Below are 20,796 nucleotides of genomic sequence, written 5' to 3' on the forward strand. Positions count from 1 at the left end.
AGCTCATGATTCCTCCCGTCGGGCCGGGGCCTGCCGTCGTCGACCGAGCAGCAGATCCATGAGCCCCCACACTACGAGCGTGACATAGCAGAGAAAGGTGAGGAACACGAGCTCCTCGAGCGGCGGCTCGGGACCCAGGAGGATCCCGCTCATCAGCGGACTGCCGCCCATCCGGTAGTGGCCCGACGCGATCGCCGCCAGGTCCCAGGCCAGGAACAGCGCGATCCCGGCGGCGAGCACGATCGCGCCGCGGCGCGTCGCCCGCCACAGCACCAGGCGGAAGCGCCGGTCCAGCGGCACCATGCGACCCAGCACCGTCAGCAGGCACAACAGGTACACGACCCCGCTCATGCGTGCGCCCCCGCGTCGCGGTCGGGTTCGGGCAGCGGTGCCGACGAGCGGTCGCCGCGCAGTCGCTTCGCGACCAGCTCGGCGCTGATCAGGCACATCGGCAGTCCGATCCCGGGCGCGTGCTGGAGCCGGCGTACAGCAGCGCCCTCCACCCGCCGCGAGGCGTTGCGGGCCCGGAAGAAGGCGCTCTGGCGCAGGGTGTGGGCGGGACCGAGCATGCTCCCGGACCAGGCGCCGAGGTCCTCCGCGAACTCCCCAGGGCCGATCGTGCGGCGCACCACGATCCGCTCGGCGAGATCCGGGATCCCGGCCTCCTCTGCGAGCCGTGCGATCGCTTCTGCCGCGATCTCCTCGATCGCGGGATCACCGGTGCCGTCCACGCCGCCGCGGCCCAGCGACGCATCGGCCGGGACGGGGACGAGCACGAAGAGGTTCTCGTGGCCGGGCGGGGCGACCGAGGGATCCGTCGCGGAGGGGCGGCATACGTAGCTGGAGGCAGGGGAGGGCACCCGGCCCTCCCGCGGCGCCCCGAAGTTCTCGTCCCAGTCCCGGGTGAACAGCGGCGTGTGATGGGCGAGCTCGGGCAGGGCCCCGCGCACGCCCAGCGGCACCAGCACCGCGCCGGGGCCGGGAGTGCGGCGGCTCCACCAGGAGGCGGGGTAGGTCTGAAGGCGCCGCGGCGGCAGCGCGGTCTCGACGTGGTGGAGGTCGGCGGTCGCGACGACCACGTCGGCGCGCGACTCGCGCACCTCCCCGTCGGTCGTGCGGATCTCGACCCCGCGGGCCGCGGCGCGGCGGCCCGGCCCTCCGCCGAGGTGCGCACCGCGCCGGCGCCCGCCGCGGTGGTCCTCGGTGAGGACCCGGGTGGCTCGGGTGCCGGTGTGCAGGCGTGCGCCGTGACGGACCGCGAGCCGCGCGACCACGTCGACGAGCTCGGTGAAACCGCCCTGCGGGTACTGCACCCCGCCGGTGAGGTCCAGGGCGCTCATCAGGTGGTACATGCTCGGAGTGCGGTCCGGGGAGGAGCCGAGGAAGACAGCCGGGTAACCGAGCACCTGTCGCAGGCGGGGGTCGCGGAAACGGCGCGCGACGAAGCGGTCCAGCGGCTCGGCCAGCAGGCGCAAGAGGCGCGGGCCGCGGGCGAGCACAGCGGGGTGGAGCAGCGACCGCGGCGAGGTGAACGAGGTGTACAGGAAGCGCTCGAGAGCCATGTCGTAGGTGCTCGCGGCGGAGTCGAGATAGCGGGCCAGGCCCAGTCCCGCCCCGGGCTCGATCCGCTCGAACAGGTCGGCATTGCGGGCGGCGGAGGCGCTCAGGTCCAACGGCTCCTCGTACCCCTCGCACAGGACGCGATACGCCGGGTCGAGAGGGCGCAGGTCCAGCTCCTCGGCCGCCGAGGTGCCCAGCAGGCGCAGGAAATGGTCGAACACCTCGGGCATGAGGTACCACGACGGTCCGGTGTCGAAGCGGAACCCGTCGCGCTCCCAGTCGCCGGCGCGGCCGCCGAGCTCCTCCCGCGCCTCGACCAGGTCCACCTCGTGGCCGTCCCGGGCCAGGAGCGCCGCGGTGGCGAGGCCCGAGATGCCGCCGCCGATGATCACGGCCGAGGGGCGGGACCCGTCGGCCGAGGGCCTGGGGCCGCCGGCTCGGGGTCGTGACCCGGTGCCGGGATTCGTCGTCCGCCGGTTCATCGGGCCGCTCCACGGCGCGCCGCGAGCACGGCGCGGGCGATGACGAGGGCCTTCTCCGGCTCCGGCACCCGCACGCGGGTGCGGCGGATCTGGGCCGCGGGGGTGCGGCGCAGTCGACGGGAGAGCGCCGAGTAGAGGCCGTGGGCGGCGGTGACAGCGGCGCGGCTCGAGGAGGGGAGATGGGGCGGCGCGGTCGCGGCGCGGGCGAGGTCGGCGTCGATGTCGTCGAGCAGCAGGTCCCGCCGCGCGTCGTCGAGGCGGTCCACGTCCACCCCGGGAACGTAGTCGCGGCCCAGGCCGTCGTGATCCTCGGCGAGGTCGCGCAGGAAGTTCACCTTCTGGAAGGCGGCGCCGAGCGCGCTCGCCGCGGGGGCGAGGCGCGCAGCGGCCGCCTCGTCACCGTCGACGAAGACTCGCAGGCACATGAGGCCCACCACCTCGGCCGACCCGTGCACGTACAGCGCGAGGCTCTCAGGGTCGTGGGCGGTGACGGTGAGGTCCGCGCGCATCGAGTCGAAGAAGGGGTCGATGAGCTCCGGACCGATGCCGTGGCGGCGTGCCGTGATGGCGAAGGCCTGCACGACGAGGTTCGTGGAGCGGGTGCCGTCGACCGCACGAGCGGTCTCGGCGGCGAGCTCCTCGAGGGCGCGTGCCCTGGCGGCCGGGTCGAGACCCGAGTCGGGGTCGTCGACGATCTCGTCGGCCAGGCGGACCAGGGCGTACAGGCTGCGAACGTGGGTGCGCACGGGTTCCTCGAGCAGGCGCGTCGCCCAGCCGAAAGAGGTCGAGTAGCCGGCGATCACGCGCCGGCGCGCGGCCGCGCGACCCGGTCGTAGAGGGTCAGGGCGTCCGGGGCGAGGTGCCGCGTGCTCATCGCGCACCACCGTCGGAGGGCCGCACCCCGGCAGGACCGTGCGCGTCCTCGAGGCGCCGGGGCGGCCGCAAGCACGGCGAACAGGGTCGCCAGGACGATCACCGCCGCGACAGTCGCCGCGGCGGTCGCGACCACCGGCGACGAGGGCGCATCGGTCGCGCGGCCGACCGCGATCCAGAGCAGACCCCAGACCACCGCCGCGGGCGCGGCGACCGGGCGGCGACCGGCCCGGGTCAGCGCCACGCCGACCACGGCCACCGCGAGCAAGACCAGCACGGCGAGGACCTCGGGAGCCCCGAAGCCCGAGAAGCCCGCGCCTTTGAGCGCCGCCGCGATGTTCGCGCAGGTCGCGACGCTCACCCAGCCCAGATACAGGCCGAAGGTGCCGTCGACGACGACCCGCTCGACCGCCCCGGCAGGAGGACTGGCCGTGAGACGACGGAACAGAGCGCCGAGCACGATCAGCAGCACCAGGATCACCAGCACGCTCAGCGCGACCGCTCCGGCCTGGACAACGAGGATCCAGGCGGCGTTCAGCAGCAGCGAGGCGATCGTGAGGCCGGCGATCCCGCGGTGGTCGTGCCGGTCCCACCACTGCCACAGCGTGTACGCGCCGAGCCCCAGGTAGATCACCGACCAGATCCGGAAGGCGGGGGTCGCGGGAGCGAGGTGGGTCGCATCGGCGGAGAGCAGGCCGCCGGCGGCCTCGTCGATCGGTGCTCCGCCGAAGGCGCCGACACCCATGGCCGTGCCCGCCATCGCGAGCAGGAAGGCCAGGGTCACCGCGAGGTGCCGGCCCAGCGGGCGGGGGCCGGTGCGCCGTCGGCCCTCCCGGCGGCGATGCGCGGCGGCCGAATGCTCGGGGGTGCTCGCGGCGGTCATGCGGACTCCTCGTCGTCGACGGTGGGTGAAGCGGCGCCGGGCACTGCGTGGGAGGGCGCGGGGGCCCCGGTCCCGGCTGACACCGCGGTGGCTTCAGTCGTCGCCGGCACTAGCCGGCCGCCGATGTACCCGCTCGCGCCGGTGACGAGCACCAGCGGGGCCTCGGGACCGGCGGAGCCGTTCATGCGCTGGCCCGCTGCGAGGCGGCGTCACGCTGTGCGGCGGAGCTCTGCGAGCAGGCGGCCGCGACGGGATCGGGCCCGGTCGGCTCTCCTTCCGACACGTCCGACGGCGCGAGCGGCTCGAGGCCGGCGTGGATCTCCGCGATGGTGGCAGCGAGAGCCTCGCTGAACGCGGGCGGGAGGTCGTGGCGTGCGCGGCGTCGACTGCGCTGGACAGATGCCATAGGGCGAGTTCTTCGACCCAGTCGCGGGATCCGCTCGCGGTGAGCAGGTCACGGGCGCCGCGCGCCTCCTCGTCGGTGAGGTCCTCGCGCCCCAGCGGCGTTCTCAGTCGCGGCCAGTGCGCCGTGGTCGCGGCGTGGGCGACGAGGGCGGTGCGCTTGCCCTCGCGCAGGTCCCCCAGCGCGCTCTTGCCGGTGCGCTCCTCGTCGCCGAAGACGCCGAGGAGATCGTCGACCAGCTGGAAGCCGATGCCGAGCAGAGCACCGATCGCGTCGAGCGCCTCGAGACGGTCCGGCGACGCGTCGGCGAGCAGTCCGGCGGCGTGGAGGGGGAGCTGGAAGGAGTACACCGCCGTCTTCAGCTCGGCGACCGTCAGCGCCTCCTGCGGCGTCTCCGGCCGCTCGGCGGGCCGGAGCGGCGACTGCACATCGGCGATCTCCCCGGCGGCCGAGGCGTGCAGCGAGCTCTCCATCAGGTCCAGGAGAGCGGCGACCACGGGGGCAGGCGCCGAGCATCCGGCCACCGCGCGCAGGGCCGTGATCAGGCCGAGGTCGCCTGCGAGGATCCCGGCGAGATCGCCGACTTGGCGTGCGGTGTGCGCGGTGGCACCTCCGCGGCGCACTTGCGCGGCCACGGAGGCGGGCAGGCTCGGGGCGCCGCGTCGCATCTGGTCGCCGTCGATCACGTCGTCCTGGACCACGAAAGCCGTGTGCAGGATCTCGACCGCCGCCGCGACCTGGATCGCGGCCTCGTGCCGTGAGCCTCCCAGGGAGTCGTGGGTGGCCAGCAGGAGGGCGGGCCGGAATCTCCTGCCGCCCTCGGTGGCCTCGCCGAGCGCGTTCCACAGCAGATGGTGGTCCGCGGAGGCCGCCGCGCCCCCGAGCGCGGTGCCACGACGGAGGAGACGTCTGATCTCGTGGTCGACGCCGGGAGGGCAGGGGATGCTCATGAGGTCTCTGCCGGAAGACGTCCGAGCCGGTCGCCCAGGCGCTCGAGCGCGCGACGGCCCAGGGGCTGAGCGTCCAAGGCGCCAGGCGTGCGAGCGCGGCGAGCTCGTCCGCCGTCACCCACCGCAGATCCATGACCTCCTCGGGTGAGGGCACGGGCTCGCCCTGGGGGATCGCGGTGAAGACGGGGCATACCTCGTTCTCGACGATGCCGGAGGGGTCGACGGCGCGATACCGGAAGTCGGGCAGGGCCGGCCGCACCTCCCGCACCTGGAGGCCGAGCTCGCCGGAGGCGTGGCGGGAGATCGCCTCCTCGAGGGACTCACCCTGGCGTGGGTGGCCGCAGAACGCGTTGGTCCACACTCCGGGCCAGGTGCGCTTCGAGAGCGCCCGGCGCGTGAGCGGCGACGGACCCGTCCTCGCGCACCAGGTGGCAGGAGAAGGCCAGATGGAGCGGTGTGTCGACGGAGTGGACGGTGGCGCGCGGCGCCAACCCGAGGGGGGAGCCGTCGGAGTCCAGCAGGATCACATGGTCCTCGTCGGCCGTCCCGGCCGTTCGTGTCGCAGCGGTGCCGATCACGGCGACCTCCCGTTGTCCGTCGTGACGTACGTAGCCAGGCTATCGACTTCGACCCTAGCATTCGCCCAGAGCATAGTGCGGCGATGTCACCGACCCGAAGAGAATGCGGACGAACCTGCTGACGGAGCCCAGGAAGCCCAGCATCCCCTCGCCGACTCCCGGGGCGGCGCCCTCCGGGCGGGCGAGGATCGTTCCGGTGTCGGTGGAGACCGAGCCCCGGACGGGGCCGCGCCTGAGCCGCGGAGGCCGACGCCCTCGTCCAAAGGGGTGCGGCCGATCGTGCCTCCTCTCGCGACCTGCCGTGCGGCGGGGCTGAACTGCTTTGTTCGAGATCCTGCGGAGGAGAGGAGTGACCGTGCCGCGAGTGCCGCGCGGCATGCGGAGCAGGGATATGCGGGTGGTGCCGGGGCCGCGCGTTGCGGGGCTCCGTGTGGGGGCCTCGGTGACCGCGCCGCCCGCCGTGCGGGGCCGCCACAGCGTGTAAGAGAAGAACCCTGCGGGAATCAGCTGGCGGCTGTTGCGGCAGGGGATGCGGGCAGCGATGACGTCGCAGCGGGGGTGAAGAGTACGGGGTCGAGTGATCTGGCCATGTCAAAGGGGTGACTCACGGGTGGGTCACGATCCGCTCCGATGCGGGGCGGTCATGGGCCGCGCGACCCGTGCGGGCACGGAGACCGGCGGGAACTCCTGTGCGGGGAGAGCTGGTGCCCGGTGCGCCGAGCCTCGGGTCGGAGGAGCTGATCGCTCGGGCCGACGAGCAGTGGGAGGGGCGCGCGGTCCGCGCACGCACCGACAGGCAGATGTGTGACGGCGGCGCCGCTGGTGGACGGAGCGACGCCGACGGTGGACGGTCCGTGCCGGCGAGCGCGCTCGCAGGACCATGCCGAGTCGGGCGGTGCAGGGGAAACGGGGACGGGCGGAGAGGTGTCGCAGGACGTGCCCTCGGCATCGGAAGAGGAGAACGGTGAGACGCACGGGCCGACAGGGGGAAGGGGGCGCCTCGATGAGCGCAGGAGGACGCGTTCGTCGTGCCGGCTCGAGGGCCCAACGAGAGGACGAAGATCGAGTACATCCGGCGAACAGGGGAGCGAAGCGGTCGGCAGGCGCGCGATGCGCGGACTCCCGGGAGCATGCGGGCCGCATCCCGAGGCCGCGACCGAGGCGCAGTGGGAGCCTTCCGGAGGGCGTTCTGGCCAATGTGGTCGAGGCCACCTCGAAAAGGGTCGTTCTGGCTTGACGGGGTCTCGGAACCCCCGTAATGTTCTTCCTCGTGCCCAGGAGATCGGGACAGCGGATCGGCCCAGTGGTCGAGAGGTTGGAACTGGTCCTGACCTGGGGCGGAAGGTTCTCGGAAGAGGATCGCGGCGCGGATCACACCGCAGCGATTTGACTCGGGGGAGCGGAAGTCCTAAGTTAGACGGGTTGCCTCAGGGCGAAGAACTTGAAAAGGTTCGGAACGCTGAGTGCGCGTGTTGCTTGATATCTCAATAGCGTGTCTGTTTATCGATGCCATTATTTTGAATGGCAGATTATAACGGATGATACAGCAGTTAAATGCTGGTTGTTTGTTTATTTTGTCAGGTTTATAGTTTTTCATGATTTTCATGGAGAGTTTGATCCTGGCTCAGGACGAACGCTGGCGGCGTGCTTAACACATGCAAGTCGAACGATGACGGTGGTGCTTGCACCACCTGATTAGTGGCGAACGGGTGAGTAACACGTGAGTAACCTGCCCCCCACTTCGGGATAACCTCGGGAAATCGTGGCTAATACCGGATATGAGCACTCATCGCATGGTGGGTGCTGGAAAGATTTATCGGTGGGGGATGGACTCGCGGCCTATCAGTTTGTTGGTGAGGTGATGGCTCACCAAGACGATGACGGGTAGCCGGCCTGAGAGGGCGACCGGCCACACTGGGACTGAGACACGGCCCAGACTCCTACGGGAGGCGCAGTGGGGAATATTGCACAATGGGCGAAAGCCTGATGCAGCGACGCCGCGTGGGGGATGACGGCCTTCGGGTTGTAAACCCCTTTCAGTAGGGAAGAAGCGAGAGTGACGGTACCTGCAGAAGAAGCGCCGGCTAACTACGTGCCAGCGACCGCGGTAATACGTAGGGCGCAAGCGTTGTCCGGAATTATTGGGCGTAAAGAGCTTGTAGGTGGCTTGTCGCGTCTGCCGTGAAAACCCGAGGCTCAACCTCGGGCGTGCGGTGGGTACGGGCAGGCTAGAGTGTGGTAGGGGAGACTGGAACTCCTGGTGTAGCGGTGAAATGCGCAGATATCAGGAAGAACACCGATGGCGAAGGCAGGTCTCTGGGCCATTACTGACACTGAGAAGCGAAAGCATGGGTAGCGAACAGGATTAGATACCCTGGTAGTCCATGCCGTAAACGTTGGGCACTAGGTGTGGGGGACATTCCACGTTTTCCGCGCCGTAGCTAACGCATTAAGTGCCCCGCCTGGGGAGTACGGCCGCAAGGCTAAAACTCAAAGGAATTGACGGGGGCCCGCACAAGCGGCGGAGCATGCTGATTAATTCGATGCAACGCGAAGAACCTTACCAAGGCTTGACATGCACTGGACGGTCGCAGAGATGTGGCTTTCTTTGGACTGGTGCACAGGTGGTGCATGGTTGTCGTCAGCTCGTGTCGTGAGATGTTGGGTTAAGTCCCGCAACGAGCGCAACCCTTGTTCTATGTTGCCAGCACGTGATGGTGGGGACTCATAGGAGACTGCCGGGGTCAACTCGGAGGAAGGTGGGGACGACGTCAAATCATCATGCCCCTTATGTCTTGGGCTTCAAGCATGCTACAATGGTCGGTACAATGGGTTGCGAAACTGTGAGGTGGAGCGAATCCCAAAAAGCCGGCCTCAGTTCGGATTGGGGTCTGCAACTCGACCCCATGAAGTCGGAGTCGCTAGTAATCGCAGATCAGCAACGTCGCGGTGAATACGTTCCCGGGCCTTGTACACACCGCCCGTCAAGTCACGAAAGTCGGTAACACCCGAAGCCAGTGGCCCATCCTCGTGAGGGAGCTGTCGAAGGTGGGATCGGTGATTGGGACTAAGTCGTAACAAGGTAGCCGTACCGGAAGGTGCGGCTGGATCACCTCCTTTCTAAGGAGCATCACCAATATTGGTGGCCATCGTCGTCTGCGAGTGTCAGGCGGGTGGTTGCTCAAGGGTGGAACATCGATGGATGGGCACTTCATCTGTTTGCTCTGGTCGCTAGTACTCCTTCGGGATGGAACGTGTGAGGGCGCGGGTTCGAGGTGGAGACACGCTATTGGGTTGTGAGGTCGCGACGCGCCCCCGTTTGTGGGGGTGTGTGGCTGGTCCCCCCGATCATGACTGTTCTTTGGATGGTGGTGGTGGGTGTGGGGTTGTTTCTTGAGAACTGTATAGTGGACGCGAGCATCTTGTAAGCAATTTTTAAGCGCAAAGTGTCTTTGTGTTGCCGTAAGTTTTAAAGGGCGCACGGTGGATGCCTTGGCACAAGGAGCCGACGAAGGACGTGGGAGTCTGCGTTAAGCCTCGGGGAGTTGACAACCGAACTGTGATCCGAGGATGTCCGAATGGGGAAACCCACCACGAGTCATGTCGTGGTACCCGCCGCTGAATGTATAGGCAGTGTGGAGGGAACGCGGGGAAGTGAAACATCTCAGTACCCGCAGGAAGAGAAAACAAATAGTGATTCCGTGAGTAGTGGCGAGCGAAAGCGGAGGAGGCTAAACCTGGTCTGTGTGATACCCGGCAGGGGTTGCAGGTCAGGGGTTGTGGGACGTGTCTGTGGGGTCTGCCGGCCTTGCGACGTGTACGCGCAGTGGTAGTCGAAGCCGTGGTGAGTGCGGTGGCGTAGAGGGTGTGACCCCCGTAGACGAAACCAGTGCGTGGCGTGACGCTGTTCCCGAGTAGCACCGGGCCCGTGAAATCCGGTGTGAATCTGCCAGGACCACCTGGTAAGCCTGAATACTACCTTGTGACCGATAGCGGACAAGTACCGTGAGGGAAAGGTGAAAAGCACCCCGGGAGGGGAGTGAAATAGTACCTGAAACCGTGCGCTTACAATCCGTCGGAGCCTTGAGGGGTGACGGCGTGCCTTTTGAAGAATGAGCCTGCGAGTTAGTGGTCGGTGGCGAGGTTAACCCGTGTGGGGTAGCCGTAGCGAAAGCGAGTCTGAACGGGGCGTTCAGTCGCCGGCTCTAGACCCGAAGCGAAGTGATCTATCCATGGGCAGTGTGAAGCGCGGGTAAGACCGCGTGGAGGCGCGAACCCACTTCAGTTGAAAATGGAGGGGATGACCTGTGGATAGGGGTGAAAGGCCAATCAAACTTCGTGATAGCTGGTTCTCCCCGAAATGCATTTAGGTGCGGCTGTTGCGTGTTTCGTGCCGGAGGTAGAGCACTGGATAGGCGATGGGCCCCACCGGGTTACTGACCTTAGCCAAACTCCGAATGCCGGTACGTGAGAGCGCAAAGCAGTGAGACTGTGGGGGATAAGCTTCATGGTCGAGAGGGAAACAGCCCAGAACATCAGCTAAGGCCCCTAAGCGTGTGCTAAGTGGAAAAGGATGTGGAGTTGCTGAGACAACCAGGAGGTTGGCTTAGAAGCGACCACCCTTGAAAGAGTGCGTAATAGCTCACTGGTCAAGTGATTCTGCGCCGACAATGTAGCGGGGCTCAAGCACACCGCCGAAGCTGTGTCACTCCAACTTTTGTTGGGGTGGGTAGGGGAGCGTCGTACAGCCGGTGAAGCCGCGGGGGAACCCAGTGGTGGAGGCTGTACGAGTGAGAATGCAGGCATGAGTAGCGAAAGACGGGTGAGAAACCCGTCCGCCGATTGATCAAGGGTTCCAGGGCCAGGTTTATCCGCCCTGGGTTAGTCGGGACCTAAGGCGAGGCCGACAGGCGTAGTCGATGGACATCGGGTTGATATTCCCGAACCGATCGTAGGAGGACCCATACCGAGGCGGCTGATGCTAACCACCCGAGCTGTCACCGCACCCTTCGGGGTGTGGATGGTGGTGAGGCTGGGAACCAAGGTCGTAGTAGGTCAGCGCGTGGGATGACGCAGAGAGGTAGCTTCCGCGGACTTAATGGAATAGTCCGTCTAAGCGTGCGACCCGGCCCCGGGTAATGCTGGGGCCATGAGGGTGAGACGTGATGGGGATCCCGTATGGGCGTAGGTGAGTGATCCTGTACTGCCTAGAAAAGTTCCGGCGTGACGAATACGGTCGCCCGTACCCTAAACCGACTCAGGTGATCAGGTAGAGAATACCGAGGCGTTCGAGAGAATCGTGGTTAAGGAACTCGGCAAAATGCCCCCGTAACTTCGGGAGAAGGGGGGCCCGATCCGTGAGAGCGGAGAGGGCCGCAGAGACCAGGGAGAAGCGACTGTTTACTAAAAACACAGGTCCGTGCGAAGTCGTAAGACGCTGTATACGGACTGACGCCTGCCCGGTGCTGGAAGGTTAAGAGGACCGGTTAGAGCTCTTCGGAGTTCGAAGCTGAGAATTTAAGCCCCAGTAAACGGCGGTGGTAACTATAACCATCCTAAGGTAGCGAAATTCCTTGTCGGGTAAGTTCCGACCTGCACGAATGGCGTAACGACTTCTCCACTGTCTCAACCGCGAACTCGGCGAAATTGCATTACGAGTAAAGATGCTCGTTACGCGCAAGCAGGACGGAAAGACCCCGGGACCTTTACTATAGTTTGATATTGGTGTTCGGGACGGCTTGTGTAGGATAGGTGGGAGACTGGGAAGCATTCACGCCAGTGAGTGTGGAGTCGTCGTTGAAATACCACTCTGGTCGTTCTGGATTCCTAACCTCGGTCCGTGATCCGGATCAGGGACAGTGTCTGATGGGTAGTTTAACTGGGGCGGTTGCCTCCTAAAGAGTAACGGAGGCGCTCAAAGGTTCCCTCAGCCTGGTTGGCAATCAGGTGTTGAGTGTAAGTGCACAAGGGAGCTTGACTGCGAGACAGACATGTCGGGCAGGTGCGAAAGCAGGAACTAGTGATCCGGCACCTCATTGTGGAATGGGTGTCGCTCAACGGATAAAAGGTACCCCGGGGATAACAGGCTGATCTTGCCCAAGAGCTCATATCGACGGCATGGTTTGGCACCTCGATGTCGGCTCGTCGCATCCTGGGGCTGGAGTTGGTCCCAAGGGTTAGGCTGTTCGCCTATTAAAGCGGTACGCGAGCTGGGTTTAGAACGTCGTGAGACAGTTCGGTCCCTATCCAGCGCGCGCGTTGGATATTTGAGAAGTCCTGTCCCTAGTACGAGAGGACCGGGATGGACTGACCTCTGGTGTGCCAGTTGTTCTGCCAAGGGCATGGCTGGTTGGCTACGTCGGGAAGGGATAACCGCTGAAAGCATCTAAGCGGGAAGCCTGCTTCGAGATGAGATATCCTTGCACCCTTGAGGTGTGTGAGGCCCCCAGTAGATGACTGGGTTGATAGGCCAGATGTGGAAGCACAGTAATGTGTGGAGCTGACTGGTACTAATGGCCGATGACTTACAACAACATTCTTTGTGCTTGTTGTTTGCTGTGTGTGTTCGCGTCCACTGTGCGGTTCTTGGGGAACAACCCTGCCGCCGGCACCTTTTTTGGTGTGGGTGGGTGGCTGGTTGAGTCTCATCGTGTTACGGCGGTCATAGCGTCGAGGAAACGCCCGGTTCCATTCCGAACCCGGAAGCTAAGCTCGATCGCGCCGATGGTACTGCACTCGGGAGGGTGTGGGAGAGTAGGTCGCCGCCGGACATCTTCACTGGGAGTGGAGGAGTGCTTGAACCCCTTGCGGGTGTTCGCCTCCTCCACTCCCTTTTTCATGCCCGCGACCTATGCGCGCGCTGACGCGCGTTCTCGCTCCTCCCGGGCACGGTCAGAAGCATCTCCGACGCCTGGCGCGGCGGCGGGGTGCAGTAATGGGCGCGGATCGTCCGGTGTCCAGTGCTTCCGCCATGAGGGACTCCTCGGTGCGCGTCACGTGCACCGATGCACCGAACCGAAGGGCTACGTCTCCCCGACGGCTGACGATCCGCTCGGCACGTCCCGCAGCGGAGAGCTCTCGACGGGAGCTCGTGGCGGTGGCTTCGCGGTGAGTCGGACGATGCTCCGTACGTGTCGCGCGTATGGTCGGCCCCCTAGCACGGACTTGCAAGGCGGTCGACCGGACGGGTCGTTACGTTGCCAGGCACCGAGGGAGAGTCCTAGCGTCGTTGCCACGAGCAGATGGCTCAGCCGGGCACACTGACCGGCGAACAGGAAGGGAGTTCCATCATGGCTGATCAGAACAACTCCGGACAGTTCGGCAACCGGAACGACACCGAGCAGCAGGCCCAGAAGGGCGGCGAGGCCAGCACCGGCGACTTCGGTGAGAAGAACTCGGCCGATCCGAGCCAGGCCGGCCGGCAGGGCGGCGAGGAGTCCTCGGGCGACTTCGGCGAGAAGAACTCCGCCGATCCGAGCCAGGCCGGTCGCCAGGGCGGCCAGGAGAGCTCGGGCGACTTCGGCGAGAAGAACTTCGCCGACCCCAGCGAGGCCGGCCGCAAGGGCGGCCAGAGCTCCTGAGGCCCGCGGGGCTCAGCTCCTGCGCCCCGTGAACGTGGAGGGGGACGGCCGGCCGGTCGTCCCCCTCCGCTACGCGCACCTTCCCCGCCTCGACCGTGTGACCCGACCCGATCCACAGGAGCATCCCATGCCCTTCGCCCCCACCCGCGCCGTCGTCGTCGGTTCCGATTCCGGGATCGGCAGGGCCACCGCGGTCGCCCTGGCCGAGGCCGGGATGGACGTCGGCATCACCTTCAACACCGACCGGCGGGGCGCCGAGGGCACGGCCGAGGAGGTCCGCAGCCACGGCCGCGAGGCCGTCGTCGCCCACCTCGACACCTCCGACCTCGAGAGGGCCGGGGGCGCCGTGGACCGGCTCGTCGCGCGCTGGGTGGGCTCGACGTATTCGTGCAGTGCTCGGGCACCGGCCACAGCACGCTGTTCCTGGACACGCCGCTGGAGACCTGGCGCGACGTCATGGCCGTCGACCTCGACGGCGCGTTCGTCTGCCTGCAGGCCGCCGCCCGCCACCTCGTCCAGGCCGGGAACGGCGGACGGCTCATCGGCGTCACCAGCGTGCACGAGCACCAGCCGAAGGTCGGATCCTCCGCCTACGACGCCGCCAAGCACGGTCTCGGCGGGTCGCTGAAGACCATCGCCCTCGAGCTGGGCGAGCACGGCATCACGGCCAACGCCGTCGCGCCCGGGGAGATCGCGACCCCCATGACCGGGCAGACCGATCAGGATCCCCGCACCGAGGAGCGCCCCGGCGTGCCGCTGCGACGGCCCGGGGATGCCCGCGAGGTCGCGGCCGTCATCGCCTTCCTCGCCTCGCCCCAGGCCTCCTACGTCACGGGAGCCTCCTGGGCCGTGGACGGCGGGATCTTCGCAGATGGGGCCGCAGGGCGCGGCGGCGACGGTCGACGACGCCTGGCGTCGCCCCTGAGACCGGACGGTCCCGTGACGCCGGCGGCACCGTGAGCGGTCATGCGCCGTCCGGCTCGCTCGGTTCGGCACGACGTCCTCCTCGGCAGGGTCGCCGGCCGGTCCGTTCGCCCAAGAACCCCGGTCGCGAGGGTCCGAACAGGGATCAGACGTCGTTCGGGCGCTGGGCGCAGGTTGGGTCGCCCGCCCAGCCGCCGCACGGTCGACTCCGCCGCACCCGCCCGCCGCGCGGCCTGCTCCGGGAGCTCGTCCCGGCGCAGGCCGATGGTGAGGCCCGCGAGGAAGGCGTCGCCAGCGCCGGCCGGATCGGCGACCCGCTCGGTGCGGCACCAGCTCGCCCCCCCCCGGCCACACCACGAGATCGCCGTCGGGGACGGAGAGCGCGACGAACCCGGCCCCGGCGTCGAGGTCACCGCGGGCTGCGACGCGGCCCGCCCCGTGATCGGCCGGCTCGATGCCGGTCATCAGACGCGTCCCCGCGGCGTCCATCCGCACCACGTCGGCCGCCCCGAGCGACCGGTCGCGGGCCGCGCCCTCGACGGCCTCGTCCAGTCGGTCCCGGCGACGCCGAGCAGGAGCACCGGCGCCCCGAGATGTCGCGGAGCGACCGCCCGATCGGCGCCCTTCCGCCGAGCATCTCCCTTCGCTCGGCGACGCGCGCGCCGCCGCTGGATGGTGGCCAGTGCTCGACGCGGAGCACGAGATCTCGGGCGATCTGGCCGATGACGAGGACACCGGTGGCGGGATCTGTCGTGGTCATGGCCGTGCTACCACGGGGGCGGCGTGCGAGGAAGGGTCATGGACCGGTGGATCGTCCTGCGCAGGATCGTGACGGCAGGGTCGGCTCGACGGATCGCGCGGCACGTGCCAGCCTGACGGCATGTGCCGCAAGCATCCGACCCCTCCACAACGTGGAGGCCGGAGGCCACCTCGCAGGAGGTGCACGATGCCGCACTGCAGCACGTGCGCAAGGTCAGCGCGGTGACCAGGCCCTCGCGGGCCAACGCCGAGATGCTCGAGCGGGCGGTGGCGCAGATCGTCCACGCCACCGAGCACCTGCTCGCCGATCTCGTCACCTCCGCCCCGCCGAAGGACCGCGAGGTCGAGCGGGAGAAGGCCCGGGCCCGCGGCGCGAAGCGGTCGGGGACGCCCGCCGCGTCCTGAGCCGAGGGCGGCGTCTGCACGAAGGGGACTCCAGCGGCATGCCGCGGAGCTCAGCTCGACGCCGTGCCGCTGGAGTCCCCTTTGTGCAGGCCGGTCCCCGATCAGCGGCCCGTGCCGTGTCAGCAGACCGCGGGGACCCCGTCGGTCGTCGTCGGTGCCTCGACGGCGGCGCGCGCCTGCTGGCGTCGGTGCACGGCGTAGGACCATCCGGCGATGCCGAGCCCGGCGATCGCGAGGGCCACGCCCGTCCAGGCCGGGGCGAGCAGGCCCCAGCCGGCGGCGAGCACGGCCCCGCCGAGCGCCGCGCCGAGGGAGTTGCCGATGTTCAGCGCCGAGTGGTGCAGGGCCGCGGCGAGCGAGGGCGCATCCGGAGAGGCGTCCAGCAGGAACAGCCGCAGGGACGGGCCCATGAACTGCGAGGTGATTGCGAGGGAGAACAGCAGGATCATCCCGGCGATCGCGTTCTCGGCCACGAGGGCGAAGACCGTGAGGCTCACGGTCATGCCGATCAGGCCGGTGAAGATCGTGCCGTAGAGGTCGCGGTCCGCGGCGCGGCCGGCGAGGACGTTGCCGATCGTCATGCCGACGCCGAATACGAACAGCGCCACCGGCACCGCCCGTTCGCCGAGGCCCATCACGCCGGGCACGATCTCGCCGATGTAGCTGTACACCGCGAACATGCCGCCGAAGCCGATCGAGCCGATGCCGAGCGCGAACCACACCTGCGCCCGGCGCGGCGCCCGCGGCTCGCCGCGGATCGAGCCGGTGACCCCGGCGCCCTCGGGCTCGGGCACCAGTCGCCAGATCGCGATCGTGCTGAGAGCGGCGACGACCACGACGATCACGTAGGCGGAGCGCCAGCCGACGACCTGCCCGAAGGCGGTGGAGGCGGGCACGCCCAGCATCGTCGCGATCGTCAGGCCCAGCATCACCAGCGAGACGGATCGGGCGCGCCGTCCGGGCGGGGAGAGGCGAGCTGCGACCAGCGAGGCGACGCCGAAGAACGCGCCGTGGGGAAGGCCCGCGACGAAGCGCGCGGCGGCCAGCACCGAGAAGCTCGGTGCCATGGCGGAGAGCAGGTTCCCCAGTCCGATCAGCGCGATGAGCAAGACCAGCGGCTTCGCGCGCGGCATCTTCACCGCCGCGATCGTCACCAGCGGCGCGCCGATCACGACGCCCAGCGCGTACAGGGTGATGAGCATCCCGGCCTGCGGGGTCGAGACCTCGAGGTCCCGCGCGATCTGCGGTAGGAGCCCCATCGAGGCGAACTCGGTGGTGCCGATCGCGAAGGCGCCGAGCGCCATCGCGAGGATCACCAGGCGCAGACGTCCGGGGGAGAGCGGCGCCTGGGGAGCGTGCGGTCGCGTCATCGGGGGACCTCCAGCGGCGGGACGGGGTGGGGACTCGCGCCGACGCTGGAAGCGGAGGGGGACCCACCGATCGTAAGCGCGGGGGAGGGGCCGGGGCCAAGGCGGGGTGAGGGATGGAACGGGGTCGGGCAGAATCCCTCCATGGCACGCGCTCTCGCTCCCGGCCAGCGCTCCCGCATCTGGACCCTTCACGTCGACAGCGGCGAGCGGGCCCTCGTCCACGAGTCCGCGGTCACCCTCTATGAGGCTCCGAACTGGTCCCTCGACGGCGCCTCGCTGTACGTCAACGGCGACGGCCACCTGTTCCGCCTCCGCGTCGGCCCGGGCTCCACGCCGGAGCTGATCGACCTCGGCGATCTCCCCGAGCTCAACAACGACCACGTCCTGGACCCCGACGGGCAACACGTCTTCGTCTCCTGCATGGACTGGCACATCTACCGGGCCCCGCTCGCCGGCGGCACCCCCGACGGATCACGAACGACGACGGCCGCCTCCACTTCCTCCACGGCGTCAGTCCCGACGGCACGACCCTCGCCTACATCGGGCTGACCGCCGACGCGGAGGGGAACTGGCCCCCGCCGAACGTCTTCACGATCCCTGCCGCGGGCGGCGAGGACGTGCGGCTCACCGACGACGAGTTCCCCGACGACGGCTCCGAGTTCTCGCCCGACGGGCGGTGGATCTACTTCAACTCCGAGCGGGCGCGGACTGTCCCCGGCCACGCCCAGCTGTTCCGCATGCGCCCCGACGGCACCGGCATCGAGCAGCTCACCTCCGACGAGCGCGTGAACTGGTTCCCGCACGTCTCGCCCGACTCCAGCCGCCTCGCCTATGTCAGCTTCCCGCCCGGCACCGAGGGGCATCCCGCGGACAGGGACGTGATCGTGCGGCTGTGCGCGGCCGACGGGACGGGGATCCGCGACCTCGCCCAGGTGTTCGGCGGCCAGGGCACGATGAACGTGCACAGCTGGTCCCCGGACGGCCGCTCGATCGCCTATGTGGACTACCCCGTGGACGTCTCGCACGACTGAGAGGGCGCGGCCTGCTGCGACCGCTGCTCTGCAGACTCCCCGGGCCGCTCCCCGCGCCTCCCGGTACCCTGCTCGGAGCCGGTCGCGAGCCGCCCGGCCCCTCGACCCGATGCGGAGCGCCATGGAACAGATCACCGTCGCCGGACACCCCGAGCCGATCCCTGCCTCGCCCGTCGCTGCGCGCATCGCGCGCGAGCGCCTCGAGGAGACCCGCGAGAAGCGCGGGGCCGACGCGGCCGACAGGCTCGAGACCCTGGTCGGCGAGCGGATCGGCATTCTCCTGGCAGGCGGGATGCCCAGCATCGACGTCGCGACGATGCGCTCGAGGTCAAGTCCCCGGAAGTGGTGTAGCGATCCTTCGGCGATAGGGATCAGGCTGTCAGCGCGGGAAGTGCATCGGTGCTCACCTCGTTCACGGGATTGGTGGTGAGGGTGAGGCGGCAACGGGCCAGGACGTCGAGGCCGAGGTAGCGGCGTCCTTCGGCCCATTCATCGGTCTGCTCGGCCAGGACCGCGCCGACGAGGCGGACGATCGCCTCGCGGGAGGGGAAGATGCCCACCGAGTCGGTGCGGCGGCGGATCTCGCGGTTCAGACGCTCGGTGGGGTTGTTCGACCAGATCTGGACCCACACATCCTTCGGAAACGCGGTGAACGCGAGGACGTCTGCGCGGGCGGCATCGAGGTGCTCGGCCACGGCCGGGAGCTTCTCACCGACGTAGTCCAGCAGACGCTCGAACTGCGCATTCACGGCCGCGGCGTCGGGCTGGTCATAGACGCTGTGCAAAGCATCGCTTTCACGGCTGGCCACATGCCCTTGGGGCAGATGCTCATCAGATTCGCGGCGTAGTGGGTGCGGCGGCCACGCCAGGACGCTCCGGGCAGGTGAGCGGCGATCGCCTCGACCAGCCCCGCATGCGCGTCGGAGGTGACCAGGCGGACTCCGCCCAGGCCGCGGGCGACCAGGTCGGCGAAGAAGCTGTTCCAGGCCGCGCCGGTCTCGCTGGTCGCGACCCGGATGCCGAGGACTTCGCGGTGGCCGTCGCCGTTGACGCCGGTGGCGAGCAGGACGACGGCATTGATGACTCGTCCGCCCTCGCGGACCTTCATCGTCAGTGCGTCGGCGGAGACGAACGTGAACGGCCCGGCCTCGTCCAGGGGGCGGTGGCGGAACTGCTCGACGTGCTCGTCCAGATCGGCCGCCATGCGGCTGACCTGGGACTTCGAGAGGCTGTTGATGCCGAGGGTCTTGACGAGTTTGTCCATTCGGCGGGTGGAGACGCCGGCGAGGTAGCAGTCCGCGACCACGGTGATCAGGGCGGATTCGGCGCGTTTGCGGCGCTCGAGCGACCACTCGGGGAAGTAGGTGCCGGTGCGGAGCTTGGGGACGGCGACGTCGATCGTGCCGACGCGGGTGTCGAGGTCGCGGTGGCGGTAGCCGTTGCGCTGAGCGACCCGCTCGGGGCTGGGTCGACCGTATTCCGCGCCGGCGACCGCGTCAGCGTCCGCGGACAGCGACTCGTTGATGATCCTTTGCAGCATCGTGCGCATCAGATCCGGGGAGGCTTCGGCCAGGGCTTCACCGAGCAGGCCGTGAGGGTCGACAATATGAGGAGCGGTCATCGTGATGACTCCGTTCGAGGATTCTGTGGAAGGTTGACTCGAAGGATCACACGGTGGCCGCGTCCTCGTCAGAGACGATCACGGGGCCACCGCGCTACACCACTATGCGGGACTCAACTGCGCTCGATCGTGGAGTACATCGAGCGCGCCCTCGGAGGACGAGCCCGAGCCCACCGGCCTCGGCAAGGTCTTCGCTGATCTGAAGGACAAGGCCGCCCAGCGCGGCTACGGGGGCGCATCGGCTGACGTCCGACGGTCGCCGAGCCCCGCCGCGCGCCAGGCCCACGGTTTCCCTTATGCCGCCCATTAGCTAGCCTGGTGCGCATGATCCTCACCGGCCTCCTCCTCGGCGCCGTGCTCGGCTACGTCCTGCAGCGCTCCCGGTTCTGCGTGACCGGCGCGTTCCGCGACCTCTACCTCAGCCGCTCCACTCGCTACTTCACCCCCTTCCTCCTGGCCATCGCGATCCAGGCCGTCGGCGTCGCCGCGCTGACCGGCATGGGCATGCTCGCCCCGGAGCCCGCTTCCTTCGCGCCGCTCGCCGTGATCGGCGGCGGACTGATCTTCGGCATCGGCATCATCATGGCCGGCGGTCGCGCGACCGGCACCTACTACCGCGCCGGCGAGGGCCTCATCGGCTCCTGGGTGGCGCTGATCTTCTACGCCCTTTTCGCGGCCGTGATGAAGTACGGCCCGCTCGGCGGCTTCACCGAGGCCGCCCGCGCCCGCACCGTCGCCGACTCCACGATCCACGAGACCCTCGGCGTGAGCGTCTGGGTCCCCACCCTCGTGTTCAGCGCGATCGTCGCCGTGCTCGTCGTGCGCCGGTACCGCGCCGCCAAGGCTCGCGCCGCCGCGGGGCGCCCCTCCGTGAAGCTCCCGGCTCGTCGCACCGGCCTCGGCCACTACCTCGCCGACATCCCCTGGAGCCCCTGGGTGGGCGGCGTCGTCGCTGGGCCTGATCGCGATCGCCGCCTGGTCGCTCTCCACCGCCGCGGGCCGCAACGGCGGGCTCGGCATCACCACCCCGTCGGCCAAGATCGCCACTTTCCTGACCACGGGCGACGTGACCCTCGTGGACTGGTCGGTGATGCTCGTGCTCGGCATCCTCGTCGGCTCCTTCGTCGCTGCGAAGCTCTCCGGCGAGTTCCGCTGGCGCGTCCCGGACTCCCAGACCATCCTGCGCGGCGCCGGCGGCGGCGTCGCGATGGGCGTCGGTGCCGCGCTCGCCGGCGGTCGCACCATCGGCAACTCCCTGGTGGAGACCAGCCTGTTCAGCTACCAGGGCTGGGTCTCGCTGGTCGCGATCATGCTCGGCACCTGGGGCGCGGCCTGGTTCTTCCTGCGGCGCCCGCGGCCGCGCCGCCGAGGCCAACC

At 68.4% G+C, this 20,796-nt stretch carries 9 protein-coding genes, 3 rRNA genes and 7 pseudogenes; 10 read left to right on the forward strand and 9 right to left on the reverse strand.

Features of this window, described 5'->3' with window-relative positions; all coding sequences use genetic code 11:
* Window positions 1-3 precede the first annotated feature (3 nt).
* The 7 genes and pseudogenes from WKH84_RS16775 to WKH84_RS16805 form a co-directional block, all read right to left on the reverse strand.
* Entirely contained in the window at window positions 4-351 is a 348-nt protein-coding gene (locus WKH84_RS16775; protein WP_341854478.1) for a lycopene cyclase domain-containing protein, read from the reverse strand.
* Window positions 348-2,042 carry a phytoene desaturase family protein gene (gene crtI, locus WKH84_RS16780; RefSeq protein WP_341854479.1) on the reverse strand — a complete coding sequence of 565 codons (1,695 nt, stop codon included), beginning with the start codon at window positions 2,040-2,042 and terminating at the stop codon, window positions 348-350. Before crtI ends, WKH84_RS16775 begins: the two co-directional genes overlap by 4 nt.
* A complete protein-coding gene (locus WKH84_RS16785; protein WP_341854480.1) occupies window positions 2,039-2,788 on the reverse strand; it encodes a squalene/phytoene synthase family protein in 750 nt (249 codons plus the stop codon). The genes crtI and WKH84_RS16785 overlap by 4 nt, the downstream gene beginning before the upstream one ends.
* A 53-nt stretch (window positions 2,789-2,841) precedes the next feature.
* Window positions 2,842-3,798, reverse strand: a complete 957-nt coding sequence (locus WKH84_RS16790) for a tryptophan-rich sensory protein (RefSeq protein WP_341854481.1) — start codon at window positions 3,796-3,798, stop codon at window positions 2,842-2,844.
* A gap of 93 nt (window positions 3,799-3,891) precedes the next feature.
* On the reverse strand, window positions 3,892-5,151 hold the full coding sequence (locus WKH84_RS16795) for a polyprenyl synthetase family protein (RefSeq protein WP_341854482.1): 1,260 nt from the start codon (window positions 5,149-5,151) through the stop codon (window positions 3,892-3,894).
* 97 nt (window positions 5,152-5,248) lie between these two features.
* Window positions 5,249-5,512 (reverse strand): annotated as a pseudogene (locus WKH84_RS16800) (NUDIX domain-containing protein); the annotation flags it as partial.
* Window positions 5,472-5,729: a hypothetical protein gene (locus WKH84_RS16805; protein ID WP_341854483.1), complete on the reverse strand. Its 258-nt coding sequence runs from the start codon at window positions 5,727-5,729 to the stop codon at window positions 5,472-5,474. The pseudogene WKH84_RS16800 and the gene WKH84_RS16805, both read right to left, overlap by 41 nt.
* Before the next feature lie 1,601 nt (window positions 5,730-7,330).
* On the opposite strand from WKH84_RS16805, the gene WKH84_RS16810 reads away from it, so the two are divergent.
* The 6 genes and pseudogenes from WKH84_RS16810 (at window position 7,331) to WKH84_RS16835 (ending at window position 15,397) form a co-directional block, all read left to right on the forward strand.
* Window positions 7,331-8,849 (forward strand): 16S ribosomal RNA (locus WKH84_RS16810).
* Window positions 8,850-9,189: 340 nt separating this feature from the next.
* Window positions 9,190-12,261 (forward strand): 23S ribosomal RNA (locus WKH84_RS16815).
* Window positions 12,262-12,382: 121 nt separating this feature from the next.
* Window positions 12,383-12,499, forward strand: a 5S ribosomal RNA gene (gene rrf, locus WKH84_RS16820).
* The 16S, 23S and 5S rRNA genes sit together here, the layout of an rRNA operon.
* Before the next feature lie 705 nt (window positions 12,500-13,204).
* Window positions 13,205-13,309, forward strand: a pseudogene (locus WKH84_RS16825) (stress protein); the annotation flags it as partial.
* Window positions 13,310-13,436: 127 nt separating this feature from the next.
* Window positions 13,437-14,234: pseudogene (locus tag WKH84_RS16830) on the forward strand (SDR family oxidoreductase).
* 871 nt (window positions 14,235-15,105) lie between these two features.
* A pseudogene (locus tag WKH84_RS16835) lies at window positions 15,106-15,397 on the forward strand (DUF2277 domain-containing protein).
* A gap of 119 nt (window positions 15,398-15,516) precedes the next feature.
* Here the strand turns inward: WKH84_RS16835 and WKH84_RS16840 are convergent.
* Window positions 15,517-16,767 (reverse strand): MFS transporter, encoded by a 1,251-nt coding sequence (locus WKH84_RS16840; protein WP_341854484.1) that lies wholly within the window; start codon window positions 16,765-16,767, stop codon window positions 15,517-15,519.
* Between the two features lie 141 nt (window positions 16,768-16,908).
* Here WKH84_RS16840 and WKH84_RS16845 point away from each other — a divergent pair, with 141 nt between their 5' ends.
* Both WKH84_RS16845 and WKH84_RS16850 read left to right on the forward strand, forming a co-directional pair.
* Window positions 16,909-17,316, forward strand: coding sequence for a hypothetical protein (locus WKH84_RS16845; RefSeq protein ID WP_341854485.1), 408 nt, complete (start codon window positions 16,909-16,911; stop codon window positions 17,314-17,316).
* A 68-nt stretch (window positions 17,317-17,384) separates the two neighbouring features.
* A complete protein-coding gene (locus WKH84_RS16850; RefSeq protein WP_341854486.1) occupies window positions 17,385-17,798 on the forward strand; it encodes a hypothetical protein in 414 nt (137 codons plus the stop codon).
* Window positions 17,799-18,169: 371 nt separating this feature from the next.
* On the opposite strand, the pseudogene WKH84_RS16855 reads toward WKH84_RS16850, so the two are convergent.
* Window positions 18,170-19,419: pseudogene (locus WKH84_RS16855) on the reverse strand (IS256 family transposase).
* Window positions 19,420-19,743: 324 nt separating this feature from the next.
* Here WKH84_RS16855 and WKH84_RS16860 point away from each other — a divergent pair.
* Both WKH84_RS16860 and WKH84_RS16865 read left to right on the forward strand, forming a co-directional pair.
* Window positions 19,744-20,280, forward strand: a pseudogene (locus WKH84_RS16860) (YeeE/YedE family protein); the annotation flags it as partial.
* 106 nt (window positions 20,281-20,386) lie between these two features.
* Window positions 20,387-20,683 (forward strand): annotated as a pseudogene (locus tag WKH84_RS16865) (YeeE/YedE thiosulfate transporter family protein); the annotation flags it as partial.
* Window positions 20,684-20,796: the final 113 nt, after the last annotated feature.

The organism is Brachybacterium sp. GPGPB12 (assembly GCF_038396325.1).
GTDB lineage: Bacteria > Actinomycetota > Actinomycetes > Actinomycetales > Dermabacteraceae > Brachybacterium > Brachybacterium conglomeratum.

Excerpts from the sequence above, each read along its gene's own strand:
- WKH84_RS16775 (WP_341854478.1), bottom strand. The coding sequence starts at position 351 with ATGAGCGGGGTCGTGTACCTGTTGTGCCTGCTGACGGTGCTGGGTCGC.
- crtI (WP_341854479.1), bottom strand. The coding sequence starts at position 2,042 with ATGAACCGGCGGACGACGAATCCCGGCACCGGGTCACGACCCCGAGCC.
- WKH84_RS16790 (WP_341854481.1), bottom strand. The coding sequence starts at position 3,798 with ATGACCGCCGCGAGCACCCCCGAGCATTCGGCCGCCGCGCATCGCCGC.
- WKH84_RS16795 (WP_341854482.1), bottom strand. The coding sequence starts at position 5,151 with ATGAGCATCCCCTGCCCTCCCGGCGTCGACCACGAGATCAGACGTCTC.
- WKH84_RS16840 (WP_341854484.1), bottom strand. The coding sequence starts at position 16,767 with ATGACGCGACCGCACGCTCCCCAGGCGCCGCTCTCCCCCGGACGTCTG.
- WKH84_RS16845 (WP_341854485.1), top strand. The coding sequence starts at position 16,909 with ATGGCACGCGCTCTCGCTCCCGGCCAGCGCTCCCGCATCTGGACCCTT.